Origin of the sequence: Knoellia locipacati, from assembly GCF_044791685.1 — a bacterium.
GTDB lineage: Bacteria > Actinomycetota > Actinomycetes > Actinomycetales > Dermatophilaceae > Knoellia > Knoellia locipacati_A.
Map to the genome: position 1 here is coordinate 3491836 of NZ_CP087730.1, position 15303 is coordinate 3507138.

Annotated in this window: 12 protein-coding genes; 6 read left to right on the forward strand and 6 right to left on the reverse strand. The window is 71.0% G+C overall.

What is annotated here, in order from left to right:
• Window position 1 precedes the first annotated feature (1 nt).
• On the reverse strand, window positions 2-2311 hold the full coding sequence (gene tkt, locus LL946_RS16380) for a transketolase (protein ID WP_404382529.1): 2310 nt from the start codon (window positions 2309-2311) through the stop codon (window positions 2-4).
• A gap of 160 nt (window positions 2312-2471) precedes the next feature.
• Here tkt and LL946_RS16385 point away from each other — a divergent pair, with 160 nt between their 5' ends.
• Entirely contained in the window at window positions 2472-3416 is a 945-nt protein-coding gene (locus LL946_RS16385) for a heme o synthase (protein WP_404382531.1), read from the forward strand.
• A 150-nt stretch (window positions 3417-3566) separates the two neighbouring features.
• Complete coding sequence (locus LL946_RS16390) at window positions 3567-5279, forward strand: MFS transporter (protein ID WP_404382533.1); 1713 nt, start codon at window positions 3567-3569, stop codon at window positions 5277-5279.
• A gap of 4 nt (window positions 5280-5283) precedes the next feature.
• On the opposite strand, the gene LL946_RS16395 is transcribed toward LL946_RS16390, so the two are convergent.
• The 3 genes from LL946_RS16395 to LL946_RS16405 are packed head-to-tail and all read right to left on the reverse strand — an operon-like array spanning window position 5284 to window position 8138.
• Window positions 5284-6606 (reverse strand): MFS transporter, encoded by a 1323-nt coding sequence (locus LL946_RS16395; protein ID WP_404382535.1) that lies wholly within the window; start codon window positions 6604-6606, stop codon window positions 5284-5286.
• The gene (locus LL946_RS16400) at window positions 6603-7214 is read right to left on the reverse strand and encodes an ArsR/SmtB family transcription factor (RefSeq protein WP_404382537.1); all 612 of its coding nucleotides are present in this window, start codon (window positions 7212-7214) and stop codon (window positions 6603-6605) included. The genes LL946_RS16395 and LL946_RS16400 overlap by 4 nt, the downstream gene beginning before the upstream one ends.
• A 36-nt stretch (window positions 7215-7250) precedes the next feature.
• Window positions 7251-8138, reverse strand: coding sequence for a heme A synthase (locus tag LL946_RS16405; protein ID WP_404382539.1), 888 nt, complete (start codon window positions 8136-8138; stop codon window positions 7251-7253).
• Window positions 8139-8445: 307 nt separating this feature from the next.
• Between LL946_RS16405 and LL946_RS16410 the strand changes: the two genes are divergently transcribed.
• Window positions 8446-10515, forward strand: a complete 2070-nt coding sequence (locus tag LL946_RS16410) for a M4 family metallopeptidase (RefSeq protein WP_404382541.1) — start codon at window positions 8446-8448, stop codon at window positions 10513-10515.
• A gap of 67 nt (window positions 10516-10582) precedes the next feature.
• Window positions 10583-12058: a M20/M25/M40 family metallo-hydrolase gene (locus tag LL946_RS16415; protein ID WP_404382543.1), complete on the forward strand. Its 1476-nt coding sequence runs from the start codon at window positions 10583-10585 to the stop codon at window positions 12056-12058.
• A gap of 65 nt (window positions 12059-12123) precedes the next feature.
• Here LL946_RS16415 and LL946_RS16420 read toward each other — a convergent pair whose 3' ends face one another.
• Together LL946_RS16420 and LL946_RS16425 are read right to left on the reverse strand one after the other, a co-directional pair.
• Window positions 12124-12921: an ABC transporter permease gene (locus tag LL946_RS16420; RefSeq protein ID WP_404382545.1), complete on the reverse strand. Its 798-nt coding sequence runs from the start codon at window positions 12919-12921 to the stop codon at window positions 12124-12126.
• Window positions 12918-13631 carry an ABC transporter ATP-binding protein gene (locus LL946_RS16425; RefSeq protein WP_404382547.1) on the reverse strand — a complete coding sequence of 238 codons (714 nt, stop codon included), beginning with the start codon at window positions 13629-13631 and terminating at the stop codon, window positions 12918-12920. Before LL946_RS16425 ends, LL946_RS16420 begins: the two co-directional genes overlap by 4 nt.
• Before the next feature lie 33 nt (window positions 13632-13664).
• Between LL946_RS16425 and LL946_RS16430 the strand changes: the two genes are divergently transcribed.
• Window positions 13665-14342 (forward strand): phosphatidylserine decarboxylase, encoded by a 678-nt coding sequence (locus tag LL946_RS16430; RefSeq protein WP_404382549.1) that lies wholly within the window; start codon window positions 13665-13667, stop codon window positions 14340-14342.
• A complete protein-coding gene (gene pssA / locus LL946_RS16435; protein ID WP_404382551.1) occupies window positions 14339-15238 on the forward strand; it encodes a CDP-diacylglycerol--serine O-phosphatidyltransferase in 900 nt (299 codons plus the stop codon). Before LL946_RS16430 ends, pssA begins: the two co-directional genes overlap by 4 nt.
• Window positions 15239-15303: the final 65 nt, after the last annotated feature.

Sequence of the window (15303 nt, forward strand, 5' to 3'; positions counted from 1 at the left end):
CTCACTTCCCAGCCTTGGCCGCGCTCTTGCGGGCAGGCTTCTTCGTGGTGGGCACGTCGGTTCCGGTGTCCTTGCGGAGGCGGGGCGCGGTCTCCACGGCACCGGCCACGCCGGCACCGGCCTTCGCCGCCTTGATGGACTCCTTGGCTGCCTTGACGACGGCGTCGGGCGTGAAGCCGAACTCGGTGAAGAGCGTCTTGGCGTCGGCCGAGGCTCCGAAGTGCTCGATGCTGATCGAGCGACCGGCGTCCCCGACGATCTCGCGCCACCCCTGGGCCACGCCGGCCTCGACGCTCACGCGAGCGCGCACGGCCGGTGGCAGGACCTTGTCGCGGTAGCTCTTGCTCTGCTCGTCGAACCACTCGCGGCACGGCATGGAGACGACGCGCGTGCGGACCCCGGACTTCTCCAGCGCGAGACGGGCGTCGAGGGCGACGGAGACCTCGGAGCCGGTGGCCACGAGGATGACCTCGGGGGACTGCTTGCCGTCGTCGCCGCCGTCGACGAGGACGTAGCCGCCCTTGGCGACGTTGCTCGCCTTGGCGTGCGTCGAGCGGTCGATCGTCGGGAGCGCCTGGCGGCTGAGCGCGAGGGCGGCCGGACGGGCGTTGCGCAGGACCGCGCCCCAGGCCGCGGACGTCTCGTTGGCGTCCGCGGGCCTGACGACGTCGAGGCCGGGCATGGCCCGGAGGGCGGCGAGGTGCTCGATCGGCTGGTGGGTCGGACCGTCCTCGCCGAGGCCGATGGAGTCGTGCGTCCACACGAAGGTCACCGGGAGCTGCTGGATGGCGGCGAGCCGCACGGCCGGCCGCATGTAGTCGGAGAAGACGAGGAAGGTGCCGCCGTAGGGGCGAGTCAGACCCTCGAGCGCGATGCCGTTGAGGATCATCCCCATGCCGTTCTCGCGGATGCCGAAGTGGAGCGTGCGGCCGTAGGGGCCGCCCTTCCACTCGGCCGTCTGCTTCGACTTCGGCACGAAGGACGGCTCTCCGGCCATGGTGGTGTTGTTGGACTCGGCGAGGTCGGCAGAGCCACCCCAGAGCTCGGGCATGACCGGTGCGAGCGCTGCGAGCACCTTGCCGGAGGCGGCGCGCGAGGCGATGCCCTTGTCGTCGGCGGGGAAGGTCGGCAGCGCTGCGTCGAGACCCTCGGGGAGCTCACCGGCGACGAGGCGGTCGAGGAGCGCGGCGGCGTCCTTGTTCGAGCGTCGCCAGGCCGCGTAGCTCGTGTTCCAGTCCTTGTGCGCGGCCTTGCCCCGGGCCTTGACCTTGCGGGCGTGGGCCAGGACGTCCTTGTCGACCTCGAAGGTCTTCTTGGGGTCGAACCCGAGGATCTCCTTGAGGGCAGCGATCTCCTCGTCGCCGAGGGCGGACCCGTGGGACTTGCCGGTGCCCTTCTTGGTCGGGGCCGGCCAGGCGATGACGGTGTGCAGCCGGATCAGGGTCGGCTTGGCCGACTTCCTGCTGCCGTTGAGGGCCGTGAGCAGGGCGTCGACGTCCTCGACGTAGTCGGCCGAGCCGGCCGGGTCGTTGCTCTGGCGCCAGTCGATGTCGACGACGTTCCAGCCGTAGGACTCGTAGCGCTTGGCGACGTCCTCCGAGAACGAGATGTCGGTGTCGTCCTCGATCGAGATCTGGTTGGCGTCGTAGAGGACGGTGAGGTTGCCGAGCTCCTGGTGGCCCGCGAGCGAGCTGGCCTCCGAGGCCACGCCCTCCATGAGGTCGCCGTCCGAGGCGATGACCCAGACGTGGTGGTCGAACGGGCTCTGGCCGGCCTTGGCGTCGGGGTCGAGCAGACCGCGCTGACGGCGCTGGGCCATCGCCATGCCCACGGCGGAGGCAAGGCCCGAGCCGAGCGGGCCGGTGGTGATCTCGACGCCGGGGGTGTGGTGGACCTCGGGGTGGCCGGGGGTGAGCGAGCCCCAGGTGCGCAGCGCCTTGAGGTCCTTGAGCTCCAGGCCGTAGCCCGACAGGTAGAGCTGGATGTACTGGGTGAGGCTGGAGTGCCCGCACGAGAGGACGAAGCGGTCACGCCCGAGCCAGGTCGGGTCGGAGGGGTCGTGCGTCATGACGTTCTGGAAGAGCAGGTATGCCGCGGGCGCCAGGCTCATGGCCGTGCCGGGGTGTCCGTTGCCGACCTTCTGCACCGCGTCGGCCGCCAGGACGCGGATGGTGTCCACCGCACGGACGTCGAGGTCGTTCCACTTCGCCTTGCGTGCTGTCGGGCGGGCGATCTCGCTCGAGCGCTGGGCCTTGGCGGTGGTGGTACGGCGGGCGCGTGACCCGCCTGCCTTCGTCGTGGTGGTGGTCACGTGAAGCCTCTCTGACGTCGCGGCAATGTGATGCAGGTCAAACGGTCGAAACCCACCCTAGACCGGACCTCAGCGCCATGGACGACCGTGTCTCGCTGCATGGGTGGCCACGGTTAGACTCGGTCCGACCGACCGCTCCAGTGCACCCCCGAAGGACGCCGTGGCCACCCCCCCGATCACCACCGCCTCGTCGGCTCGACCGACGACGGGCTGGAAACGGTCGGTCGGCAACTACGTGGCCCTCACCAAGCCGCGCATCATCGAGCTGCTGCTCGTGACAACGGTTCCGGTGATGTTCCTGGCCGAGCGCGGTGTCCCTGACCTGTGGCTCGTCGTGGCCACGCTGGTCGGTGGCACGCTGAGTGCCGGCGCGGCCAACACCTTCAACTGCGTCTACGACCGCGACATCGACGCGCTCATGGATCGCACGCGCAACCGGCCCATGGTGACCGGTGAGGTGACGCCGAGGGCGGGCGTCGTCTTCGGACTGGCGCTCACGGTGATCTCGACCGCCTGGTTCGTCGTCCTCGTCAACCTCGCGTCGGCGCTGCTGTCGCTCGCCGCCATCGTCCTCTACGCCGTCCTCTACACGATGGTCCTCAAGCGACGCACCTCCCAGAACATCGTGTGGGGTGGGGTCGCCGGCTGCATGCCGACCCTCATCGGGTGGTCCGCGGTGACCGGGAGCGTCGGGTGGCCCGCCGTCATCCTCTTCCTCGTCATCTTCTTCTGGACCCCGCCGCACTACTGGCCGCTGTCGATGGCGTTCAAGGACGACTACGCCAACGCCCACGTCCCCATGCTCCCGGTCGAGCGCGGAGCCGTCGCCGTCGCCCGCCAGATCGTTGCCTACAGCTGGGTCATGGTCGCGGTGTCGCTGGCCCTGGTGCCGGTGGCCGACATGGGCTGGATCTACCTCGTGGCGGCCGTGGCCAGTGGCGTCGTCTTCATCGGTGAAGCACACCGTCTCCTGCGCCTGGCCAAGGAGGGAGCGGCGACCAAGGTGCTCAAGCCGATGCGGCTGTTCCACTTCTCGATCACCTACGTCACGCTCCTCTTCCTCGCGGTCGCGGTCGACCCGCTGCTCCACCTCGCCATCGGCTGAACCGGCGGCGCACTCCCTGAGCGGCGAGGTCGGGGTCCCACGAGTTTCGCGAACCCGCCCATGGTTCGGCCGCGCGTCTGGTTGGCTGGGAGCCGAGCTCGCTGGGGCTCACTCACACCTCGAGGAGGTGGGTGTTGAGAGCACGTCGCGATGTCTGAGGTCGGAGAGGCGCTCCCCGAACGCCAGGACGACGCTTCCACCGGCGTGGCCGGCACCCTGCGCGAGACACGTGAGTCGCTGCGGGCAGTGTTCCGCAACCCGAACCTGCGCCGTGTCCAGCTCGCCTTCGCCGGGTCCGCGATCGGTGACTGGGCCTATGGCACCGCCGTCGCCGTGTGGGCCTACGACATCGGTGGGGCGCAGGCGGTCGGGGTCTGGATGGGGGTCCGGTTCGCCCTGATCGCCCTGTGCGCACCGTTCAGCTCGGCGCTGGTCGACCGGATGCCACTCAAGCGGGTCATGATCCTCTCCGACCTCGCCCGCGTCCTCCTCGTGACCGCCGGAGCCGTGTGCCTCTTCCTCGACGCACCCCCGTGGACGATCTACGTCCTGGCGACCCTCCCGGGCCTGTTCGCGACGCCGTTCATGGTCGCGCAGCGCTCGATGCTGCCGGTGTTGGCCGAGCGCCCGGAGGAGCTCACGGCGGCGAACGGCACGGCGAGCACCATCGAGTCGCTGGCGTTCTTCGTCGGACCGGCCCTCGGTGGCCTGCTCATCGGCATCAGCTCGGTGCCGGTGGTCTTCGTGCTCAATGCCGCCACCTTCCTCTGGTCGCTGAGCCTGGTCCTCGGACTGCGCGTCCCTCCGCGGGCAGCCCGGGAACGGCGGTCGGGGGCGTCGACCGAGGAGGCCGAGGCCGCACCCGGTTTCCTGGCCGAGTCGATGGAGGGTTTCCGGGCCATCGGTCGGGACAGGGGACTCGTGCTCGTCACGGTGGCGGCCAGCCTCCAGACGATCGTCGCCGGCGCCTCGGCGGTCTTCATGGTCGTCATGGCGGCGGAGGTCCTCGGGACCGGCCCGGAAGGGCTGGGCTACCTCCAGTCCGTGTTCGGGGTCGGATCGGTGCTCGGTGGGTTCGTCGCGATCGCGCGGTCTTCGAGGGGGCGGCTGGCAGGGGACCTCACCGCCGGAGTCCTCCTCTGGTCGCTGCCCCTGATCCTCGTCACGGCCATGGTCTCGCCCTGGGCCTGCTTCGCCGCCGTCCTCCTGCTGGGTCTGGGGAACCCCCTCGTGGACGTCAACCTCGACACGGTGATCCAGCGGGTGACGCCCGAGGCCGTCCTCGGCCGGGTGTTCGGTGCGCTGGAGACCTGCTTCATCTCGACGATGGCGATCGGTGCCGTCGTCATGCCGTTCCTCATCGAGTGGCTCGGGCTGCGGTGGTCCCTGCTCGTCATCGCGCTGCCCGTGGGGCTGGTCTCCGTGCTCGGCCTCGGCGAGATGCGGCGTCTCGACGACAGGCTCCGCGAGCCCGCCGACCTCCCGCTCCTCAGGTCCGTCGACATCTTCTCGCCGCTGTCGCCGGCAGTCCTCGACGGGCTGGCCCGTGGCCTCACCCACGTCTCCGTCCTCGCGGGCGAGGTCGTGCTCAGTGAGGGGGCGGAGTCCGACGGTTTCTACATCGTCGAGAGCGGACAGGTCGAGGTCACCCAGGGGGAGCGCGTCCTGCGCCGCGAGGGGCCGGGCGACTACTTCGGTGAGATCGGCCTGCTGCGCGACGTCCCGCGGACCGCGACGATCACCGCGGTGGAGGACACCGTGCTGCTGCGCATGGCACGCGAGGACTTCCTCGACGCGGTGACGGCTCAGGGGGATGCCCGCCAGGTGGCGGAATGGACCGTCGTCAGGCGGCTCGCGACCTGAGGGTTCACCGGGACACGCGGGGCACCTGCCTCGGTCGGGCCGCCGCTCCCGGTGCGACCACCGTGGCGGAGGTCAACCCCTCCGACGGCGTGCTCGGAAGGTCCCGGCCGCTGCGGAAGGGGCCGATGAAGACCGCCATGGAGCAGGCCGCGTGGAGCCCGGCCATGAGCAGGATCGTCTCGCGGACCCCGAGCCACGTGCCGAGCACGCCCGCAGCGAGTCCGGCGAGCGGCATCGTCCCGAAGTTGAGGACGGCCGAGGTCGCGGTGGTGCGCCCGAGCAGCTCGGTCGGGACGTAGCGCATGGTGAAGGACCGGCGGACGACGTTGGCGCCGACGACTCCCATTCCCACGAGGACCGACCCCACGCCGATGAGCGCGGCGCCCGGGCCCGCCCACGCCAGGCCGACGAGCAAGGCCGGCGGCCCGCCGAGCACCTGCAGCCACCGCAGCGCGCCCGCGCCACCCAGCCAGGTGGTGGTCCTGGTCGCCACCGTCGCGCCGAGCAGGCCGCCCGCGGCGCCGACGGCCATGACGAGCCCCACCGAGCCCGGTGCCAGTCCCAGGTCGCTGACCATGAACAGGACGAGCAGGGCGCTGTAGCCGGTGAGCGCGAAGTTGCTCACCCCACCCGTGATCGCGAAGTAGCGGAGGAAGGGGTCGCGCGCGACGATCGCCACGCCCTCGCGGACCAGCGTGGTCATCGGGCGCCGGGGCGGCTGCTCCGACGCGGGCGCGAGCTCCTCCGGCCGCATGCGGGCCAGGGCCAGGAACGACGCGAGGTAGCCCACGACGTCGACCACCACGGCATACGCAGCCGAGAAGACCTGCACGAGAAGGCCACCCACACCGGGTCCGCCGATCTGCATCGCGGACTCCGTGCCGAAGAGGCGTGCGTTGGCGCGCTCGAGGTCGTCGCTCGAGACCACCCGGGGGAGGAACGCCGTGTATGCCGTGCGGAAGAAGACCGTGGAGCAGCCGACTCCCAGTGCGGTGACGACGAGGTGGGGGAGGGTGAGGACGTCGGCGGCCCAGGCGACCGGCACTGACAGGACCGCTGCCGCCGCGGTGAGGTCGGCCGCCATCATGACCCGCCGGGGGTCGGAGCGGTCCACCCAGGCGCCGGCGAACAGGCCGAGGACGAGCCACGGCAGCCAGATCGCGCCGGCGAGCAGTCCCATCCAGAACGGCCCGGCGCCGAACTCGGTGACGGCGATGAGCGGGAAGATCACCGTCGTCGTCATCGACCCGAGGACGCTGATGCCTTCGCCGGCCCAGAGCAGGCGGAAGTTGCGGTTGGCCCCGAGCGGGGGAGGGAGTTCGCTCACGGCTGGGCCGGGAAGCCGCGGGAGAAGACGAAGACGGACTCGCGCTCCTCGCCGTCGTCGGGGACCTCGCGCCGGCTCCATCGGACGAGCACCTCGACGATCTCCACCGCCATCTCGCGCATCTCGTCGGGCGTGAGCCGCATCCAGTTCTGGGTGGCGAAGGCCGCGTCGTCCCACTCGGGGACCGTTGCGGCGTTGGCGTTCCACTCCTGGACCCGCTCGAACTGGCGCTGCAGGGCCAGGGCCTCCGCGGCGTAGGCGGCCGTCACGGCGGCGGTGTCCGACGCGAAGTCGCCGCGGGACCAGCGGGTGCCGGGGTCGACGAGGCGCCACCACCTCTCGCGGCGGTCCTTGGCGAGCTCGGGGGCCTCCTCGACGAGGCCGGCCTCGCTGAGCACTTTGAGGTGGTGGCTGGCCGAGCCGACCGCCTGACCGGTCCGGGCGGCGAGGCCGCTGGCCGTCGAAGGGCCGTCAACCTTGAGGGCGTCCATCATGCGGGAGCGGAACGGGTTCGCCATCGCCGAGAGGGCCTTGGCGTCGGTGATCGTGCGGACGCCGTCGGGTGGCATGGGGCCGGAAGGGGCCGGGGGTCGTTCGTCGCGGGTCATGTCGGAAACGATAAACCCACAAGAACTGTTGTGCAACTAGTCTTGTGCAATCTCCCGAAGCGACAGCACGCCGTGGGTGAGGGCCACGACGAGGGCCGCGGCGCCGAACATGTGGGTCAGGACCAGGACTTCGGGCAGGTCCGTGAGGTACTGGACGTAGCCCACCGCACCCTGGGCGAGGGTGACGAGCAGCACCGCCCGCCAGGCCCGGCCGGCGGAGGCGGGAGCCGACGAGAGCCGGGACGCGAGCCAGACCGCGACCACGAGCCCCACGAAGAGCATCACCGAGTCGGCGTGCAGCCACGAGATGGTGCGCGGGTCGAAGCCGAACCGCGCGGGAGCGTCGGCGTCGCCGGAGTGCGGACCCGAACCGGTGACGACGGTGCCGAGCGTGAGGACGACGGCGGCCACGGCGCAGGTGAGCCACGCGACCCGGCGCACGAGCTCCGGGACGACGGGGCGTGCCGTGCCGTCGTGCTCGTCCCGTGCGAACCAGAGGTATGCCGCGGCGGCCACGAGCCCCGCCGACACGAGGAAGTGCGCGGCGACGGTGACCGGGTGCAGGTCGGTGAGGACGGTGACCCCACCGAGCGCCGCCTGGAACGCGACACCGACGAGGACGGTCACGGCGGCGATCTTGAGTCGGCGGACCGGTGTCCACCGCCACACCGCCCAGACCGCGAGCACGGCGACGATCGCGAGGACCCCGGTCAGCGTGCGGTTGCCGAACTCGATGACCTTGTGGAACCCCTCTGCCTGCTCCCGCACCGGGACGTAGGAGCCGGGCACGCATTCGGGCCATGTGGGACAGCCCAGCCCGCTGCCGGTGAGGCGGACGAGGCCGCCGGTGAGGATGATCCCCACCTGGGCCACGAGGTTGGCCAGGAGGATCTGGCGACGGATCCGCGGAATGGGCTCACTCACCCCCGCAGGGTATGGGAACGTGACCCCGGCCCCCGCGCCGGGCGTGCCCTCCGGGGTGCGCCGCACGACGTGGACCCGGGCCACTTGACCGATTCTTGACCGTGACTTGACCCGGGGTGTGCCGCGCCCTGACAAGGTCCGGGTTTGGCAAAGGATTGGTCAGATTCGTTGACGCACACCGGCGTCCGCCGGTTGGGTCGGATCGCGCCGAAGCCCGTGGCACACCAACGGCCGCACCGGAGGGGGACGACGCTTTCATCTGTGGCAGCACGTCACCCTGTGCTGCCCGATCGAGAAGAGGCACGACGTGATTCGACGTTCCACCGGAGCCATGGCGGTCACCGCCGCACTGGCCCTTCCCCTCGCGCTGCCCGTGGCCGGCGCCCTCGGCCTCGGGGCCGGCCCGAGCCCGACCCCCACCGCCAAGGTCGACGCCCAGCGCGACCACGCTGCTCTCGGCCTGTCGAAGGACGAGAAGCTCGTCGTGCGCTCCGTGGTCACGGACCCGGACGGCACCCAGCACGTCCGCTACGAGCGCACCTTCAAGGGGCTGCGGGTCATCGGCGGTGACCTCGTCGTGCAGAACTCGGCTCGTGGGTCCAAGGAGGACGTGCACTTCAACGCGTCCGGGCGGGCAGCCGTCGCATCGACGACGCCGAGGAAGAGTGACTCCGAGGCTCGTGGCGTGGCCGCCAGAAAGGCGGGGGAATCGTCAGTGGTCAAGGACAGCGAGCTCGTCGTGTGGGCCGGTGGTGACTCGCCGCGTCTCGCCTGGGAGGTCGTCACCGAGGGCGTCAAGCCCGACCAGACACCGACGCGGCTGCACACCCTCGTCGACGCCGACACCGGTGCCATCGTCCACAGCTGGGACGACATCAAGGTGGGCACCGGCAACTCGCAGTACTCCGGCCAGGTGACCCTCAACTCGACCCAGTCGGGCAGCTCGTGGCTCCTGCGGGACTCGGTGGGCAACTACACGACCGACCTCAACGGCGCCACGTCCGGGACCGGCACGCAGTTCACCGACGCCGACAACATCTGGGGCAACGGCTCGACGACCTCGCGCCAGACGGCGGGCGTCGACGCCCAGTACGGCGCCGAGAAGACCTACGCCTACTACAACTCGGTCCTCGGCCGCGCCGGCATCTGGAACAACGGGACCGGTGCGCGCAGCCGCGTGCACTACGGCAACGCCTACGTCAACGCCTTCTGGGACGGCACCCAGATGACCTACGGCGACGGCTCGGGCAACACCCGGCCGCTCACGTCGATCGACGTCGCCGCCCATGAGATGAGCCACGGTGTCACCGAGAACACCGCCAACCTCAACTACAGCGGCGATGCAGGCGGGCTCAACGAGGCCACGTCCGACATCTTCGGCGCGGCAGTCGAGTTCTACGCCAGCAACGCCACCGACGTCGGCGACTACCTCATCGGCGAGAAGATCAACATCAACGGCAACGGCACGCCGCTGCGCTACATGGACAAGCCGAGCAAGGACGGCTCGAGCCCGGACTGCTGGTCGACCAACACCAAGAACCTCGACCCGCACTACTCCTCGGGCGCGCTCAACCACTGGTTCTACATGGCCTCGGAGGGCTCGGGCGCCAAGACCATCAACGGCGTGAGCTACAACAGCTCGACCTGTGGCGGGGCCCCGGCCGTGACCGGCGCCGGCCGCTCCAACATCGAGAAGGTCTGGTACCGCACCCTCTCGACCAAGCTCACCTCCGGCAGCACGTATGCCGCGGCCCGCAACGGCGCCACCGCCTCGGCGAAGGAGCTCTACGGAGCCTCGAGCCAGACCTGTGCCTCGGTGCAGGCTGCGTTCAACGCCATCTCGGTCCCGGCCGGCACGGAGTCGTGCGGCACCTCGTCACCGACGCCGACCCCCACCCCGACGTCCACCACGCCCCCGTCGGGCAACCTGCTCGCCAACCCGGGCTTCGAGTCCGGGGCCGTGAGCTGGACCGGCACCGCCGGCCCGATCACCAACAGCACCGGGCGCCCGGCCCGGACCGGCTCGTGGAAGCTCTGGCTCGGCGGCAACGGCGCGACCTCGACCGAGACGATCACCCAGAGCGTGGCCATCCCGTCGACCGTCACCAGCGCGACGCTGTCGTTCTGGCTGCGCACCGACACCGCCGAGAGCGGGAGCACGGCCTACGACACGATGCGCGTCCAGGTCGTCGACGGTGCCACCACCTCGACGCTGGCGACGTACTCCAACGTCGGGACCAACGCGACCTACACGCAGAAGTCGTTCAACGTCACGGCATACAAGGGCAGGACGATCAGCGTGAAGTTCCTCATGAACGAGGACTCCTCGCTGCAGACGTCCTTCGTCGTCGACGACACGGCACTCGCCACCAGCTGACGGCAGTCGTGGGCCGGCGTCCTCAGGGGCGCCGGCCCACAACGCTGTCCCCACCAAAGGACACCTGATGGCGATCTCCACCCGCAGTACCGCACCCTTGGCCGTCCTGGCCCTGTGCCTCGCCGGCACCACGTCGGCCGCGGCCACGTCCGCACCCGCCCCCGCGAGCGTCACCGCGAGCGTCACCGCGAGCGTCACCGCGACGGCAGCCGTGGCCGCGAGCCCGGACATCTCGGTCACCAACACCCAGGCCCACCTCACGCAGCTCCAGTCCATCGCCACCGCGAACGGCGGCAACCGGGGGACCGGTCGGCCCGGCTACGCGGCGTCGATCAGCTACGTCAAGGGCAAGCTCGACGCCGCCGGCTGGACCACGACCGTCCAGAGCTTCTCGACGTCGTCGGGCACCTCGTCGAACCTCGTCGCCGAGTGGCCCGCCGGAGACGCCTCCAAGGTGGTCATGCTCGGTGGTCACCTCGACAGCGTCGCGAACGGGGCGGGCATCAACGACAACGGCTCCGGGAGCGCGGGGGTCCTCGAGGCTGCCCTCGCGTATGCCGCGAGCGGCCAGAGCGCGAAGAACCGTGTGCGCGTGGCGTTCTGGGGTGCCGAGGAGCTCGGCCTGCTCGGCTCCAAGCACTACGTGAACAGCCTGTCGACGGCCGAGAAGGACCGGATCAAGGTCTACCTGAACTTCGACATGATCGGATCGCCGAACCCGGGGTACTTCGTCTACAACGACAACCCGGCCGGCAACACCGCGCGCGACGAGCTGACGAGCTGGTACACGTCCAAGGGCATCCCGTGGGAGTACATCGACGTGCAGGGTCGCAGCGACCACGCCGCCTTCCGCTCCTACGGCATCTCGACCGCGGGCATCTTCAGCGGTGCCGAGACGCTCAAGTCCTCGAGCCAGGCACAGAAGTGGGGCGGGACCGCGGGCCGCGCGTTCGACCCGTGCTACCACTCGTCGTGCGACACGACGTCGAACATCAACGTCACCGCCCTCGACCGCGGTGTCGACGTCATCGGTCACATGCTCTGGCTGTATGCCGCGAAGGACTACGGCACGACGCCGCAGCCGGGTGCCAACCTGCTCCAGAACCCCGGCTTCGAGTCCGGGGCCGTGAGCTGGGCGGGAACCTCCGGTCCGATCACGAACAGCACCGGGCGCCCGGCGCGCACCGGCACGTGGAAGGCGTGGTTGGGCGGCAACGGCAGCACGTCGACCGAGACGATCCAGCAACAGGTGTCGGTCCCGGCCACGACGACGAGTGCCACGCTGTCGCTCTGGCTGCGCACCGACACCGCCGAGAGCGGCAGCACGGCCTACGACACGATGCGGGTGCAGGTCGTCGACGGGGCCAGCACCTCGACCCTGGCGACGTACTCCAACGTGGGTGCGAATGCGACCTGGACGCAGAAGTCCTTCAACGTCACGGCATACAAGGGCAGGACGATCAGCGTGAAGCTCCTCATGAACGAGGACTCCTCGCTGCAGACGTCCTTCGTCGTCGACGACACCTCACTCGCCACGAGCTGAGGCCACCGAACGGCGATGGGCCGGCACACCTCCGGGTGCCGGCCCATCGTCCTGCCCGGAGTCGCTCAGTCGGACCAGCGGAACCAGCGCGCGGTGGCTGCGCCTGCGGCCCCGGCCCAAGCGAGGAGGACGAGCCACTGGGTCAGTGGCCACCCACCCGAGACCAGCGAGAGCCTGAGCCCGTCACCGAGCGCACCGGAGGGCAGCAGCCGGGCGAGCGTGGCGAGTCCTTCTGGCAGGCGGTCCGTCGGCAACAGCACGCCCAAGCCGAGGAGCAGGACCCACGCGAGGTTCGCGAGCGCGAGCACGCCCTCGGCGCGGACCGTGCCAGCCAGCAGGAGGGCGAGCGCGAGGAAGGCGGCAGCGCCGAGCGCGACCGTCACGAGTGCGGGCAGGAGGCCCGCGACGTCGGGCCGCCAGCCGAGGACCGCGGCGATCCCCCCGAGGACGACGAGCTGGAGGGCGACCACGAGGGCGACTCCGCCCAGCTTGCCGGCGAGCAGGCCCTCTCGTCCGAGAGGGGTCGCGCCGAGGAAGCGCAGGACCCCGTGGCGCCGGTCGAACCCGGTCGCGATCGCCTGGCCCGTGAAGGCCGTCGAGACGACGGCCAGGGCGAGGACGCCCGCCGTGGCGACATCGACCCGTCGGCCGGGGCCGAGGTCGGGAACGTCCGTCAGCGCCAGCGCGAGCAGCGCCAGCGTCGGGAGGACGAGGGCGACGAGCAGCTGCTCGCCGTGGCGCAGGATCGTGGCCGTCTCGAAACGCGCCTGGGCCAGCCACCGCATCACGGCGGGGGCGGGGGCTGCGGACCTGCTCGGTCCTGGTGCGCCCGGCGGCGCGGAGGGCGCGTCGTGCGGTGTCACCGGCGGCCCTCGGCGGTGAGGGCGAAGTAGCGCTCCTCGAGCGGACGCCCGTCGCGGACCTCGTCGAGCGAGCCCTCGGCGACGACCCGCCCACGGCTCATGATGACGACGTGGTCGGCGATGCGCTCGGCCTCCTCGAACGAGTGGGTCGTCACGACGACCGCGGCGCCGTGGGCGGTCTCACGCACGAGGTCCCAGACCTCGAGTCGGGCGTGCGGGTCCAGTCCGGCCGTCGGTTCGTCGAGGAAGGCCACCTCTGGACGTCCGACGAGGGCAGCGGCGAGGGCGACCCGCTGGCGCTCACCACCGGAGAGCCTGCGGATCGAGCGGCTCCGGACGCGGGTGAGGTCGAGACGGTCCACGAGGGAGCCGACGTCGGTGGGGGAGGCGTGCAGGCGGGCGACGTGGTGCAGGAGGCGCTCGGCCGTGGTCGTCACGGGCAGCCCGCCGTCCTGGAGCATCACGCCCACGCGGGCCCGGTGCTCGGCACTGGCCCGCCAGGGGTCCGTCCCGAGCACGCGTGCCGTCCCGGCGCTCGGTCGCTGGAGGCCCTCGAGGCACTCCATCGTCGTCGTCTTGCCGGCGCCGTTCGGCCCGAGCACCGCGGTCACGGCCCCGGAGCGCGCGCTCCACGTGGCGTCGTCGACGGCGCGCACCGCGCCGATGTCGCGGCGCAGACCGACGACCTCGACTGCAGACACGGCGGACATCCTAGGCTGGGGCTCACCAACCCAAGGAGTCCCATGGTCACCATCGACCGCGAGGCCGCACCGGCCACCGCCGTCGCCGCCGTCCCAGCCCTCGTCGCCGCCCTCGCCGGGCGTCGCGGGACGGCCCTCGCCCTCGCTGCCGTCCCGGCTGCGGTCGCGCTCTTCTTCCGCGATCCCGACCGCACGCCGGATCGCCGGGCCGCGGGCGCTCCGGTGGACGTCGACACGGTGCTCTCCCCGGCCGACGGCAAGGTCATGTATGCCGGCCCCGGCCAGGACGGAGTCGCTCCCGAGGGCGACTGGCTCCAGGTGAGCATCTTCCTGTCCGCGTTCGACGTGCACATCAACCGCGCTCCCTACGGCGGCCGGCTGCGCGAGGTGACCTACCGACCCGGGAAGTGGCTCGCGGCATACAGCCACGAGAGTGCTCACCTCAACGAGCGCACCGACCTCGTCGTGGACCGCGAGGTCGACGGCGTCACGCGCACGGTGCACTTCCGCCAGATCGTCGGGCTCATGGCCCGGCGCGTCGTCACCCGGGTCGCCGTCGGCGACGAGATCGAGACCGGGCAGCGGATCGGGCTCATGAAGTTCGGCTCGCGGATGGACGTCTTCGTCCCGACCGACGCACGTCTGCTCGTGGAGGCCGGAGCCCGTGTCGTCGCCGGCGAGACGGTCATCGCTCGATGGCCGAGGGGCTCGCGCGCGTGAGCGACGACGACTCCGGGCGCAAGCGGCGCTTCGACCGCTGGCGACTCGTCTCACCCACGGGCGCCGAGGTCGTCTCGCTGCGCCAGCTGAGCAAGCGAGACCGGCTCAGGGTCACCGCGCCGACGATCTTCACGATCGTCAACATGATGAGCGGCCTGTCCTCGGTCCTGCTGGCGTTCCGGGGCGAGTTCACGTTGGCCGCCATCCTCATCGCGGTCTCGATCATCATGGACATCGCCGACGGCGGGGTCGCGCGCCTCGTCGGGGCGACGTCGCCCTTCGGCCTGCAGATGGACTCGCTCGCCGACCTCATCGCGTTCGGCTTCGCACCGGCCGTGCTGGTCCACACGTGGGCGCTGCCGGACTACCCGATCCTGTCGTGGCTGGCCGCCTTCTTCTGGCTGGGCTGCGCCGCGTTCCGCCTCGCGCGCTTCAACGTCACGGTCGACCCGACTGCCGACAAGCGCTACTTCGTCGGTCTGCCCAGCCCGGCTGCCGCATCCGTCGTCATGGCGACGATCTTCGCGCTCAACCAGCCGAAGGCGGGAGGCTACGACACCTCGCTCATCGTCCCGGTCCTCGTCAGCGTCGTGCCGGCCGTGCTCATGGTCACCTCGATCCGGTTCCGGTCGTTCCGCAACATCCTGGCGCCGAGCACCCGGGGCGCTTGGGTTGTCACCAGCCTCGTCGCCCTCGCGACCGTCGTCGGGCTCGTCCTCGACCCGGGGCTCACCGGGCTCGTCATCGCCTACGGCTACATCCTCCAGGCGCCTCTGGGCGTGCTCACCGCCCCGGTGCGCGAGCGACTGTTCGGCACCGACGCCGTGGCGCCCCGCCGGCACCGGATGCCGTCGGTGTTCCTGCCGGACGCCGACGCCGAGGAGGAGAACGCCTGACAGCTGCTCTCGGCCGGACCCGCGACCGGCCTCTGGGGCGGCACGGCAGATGTCCTCGAGTCCGG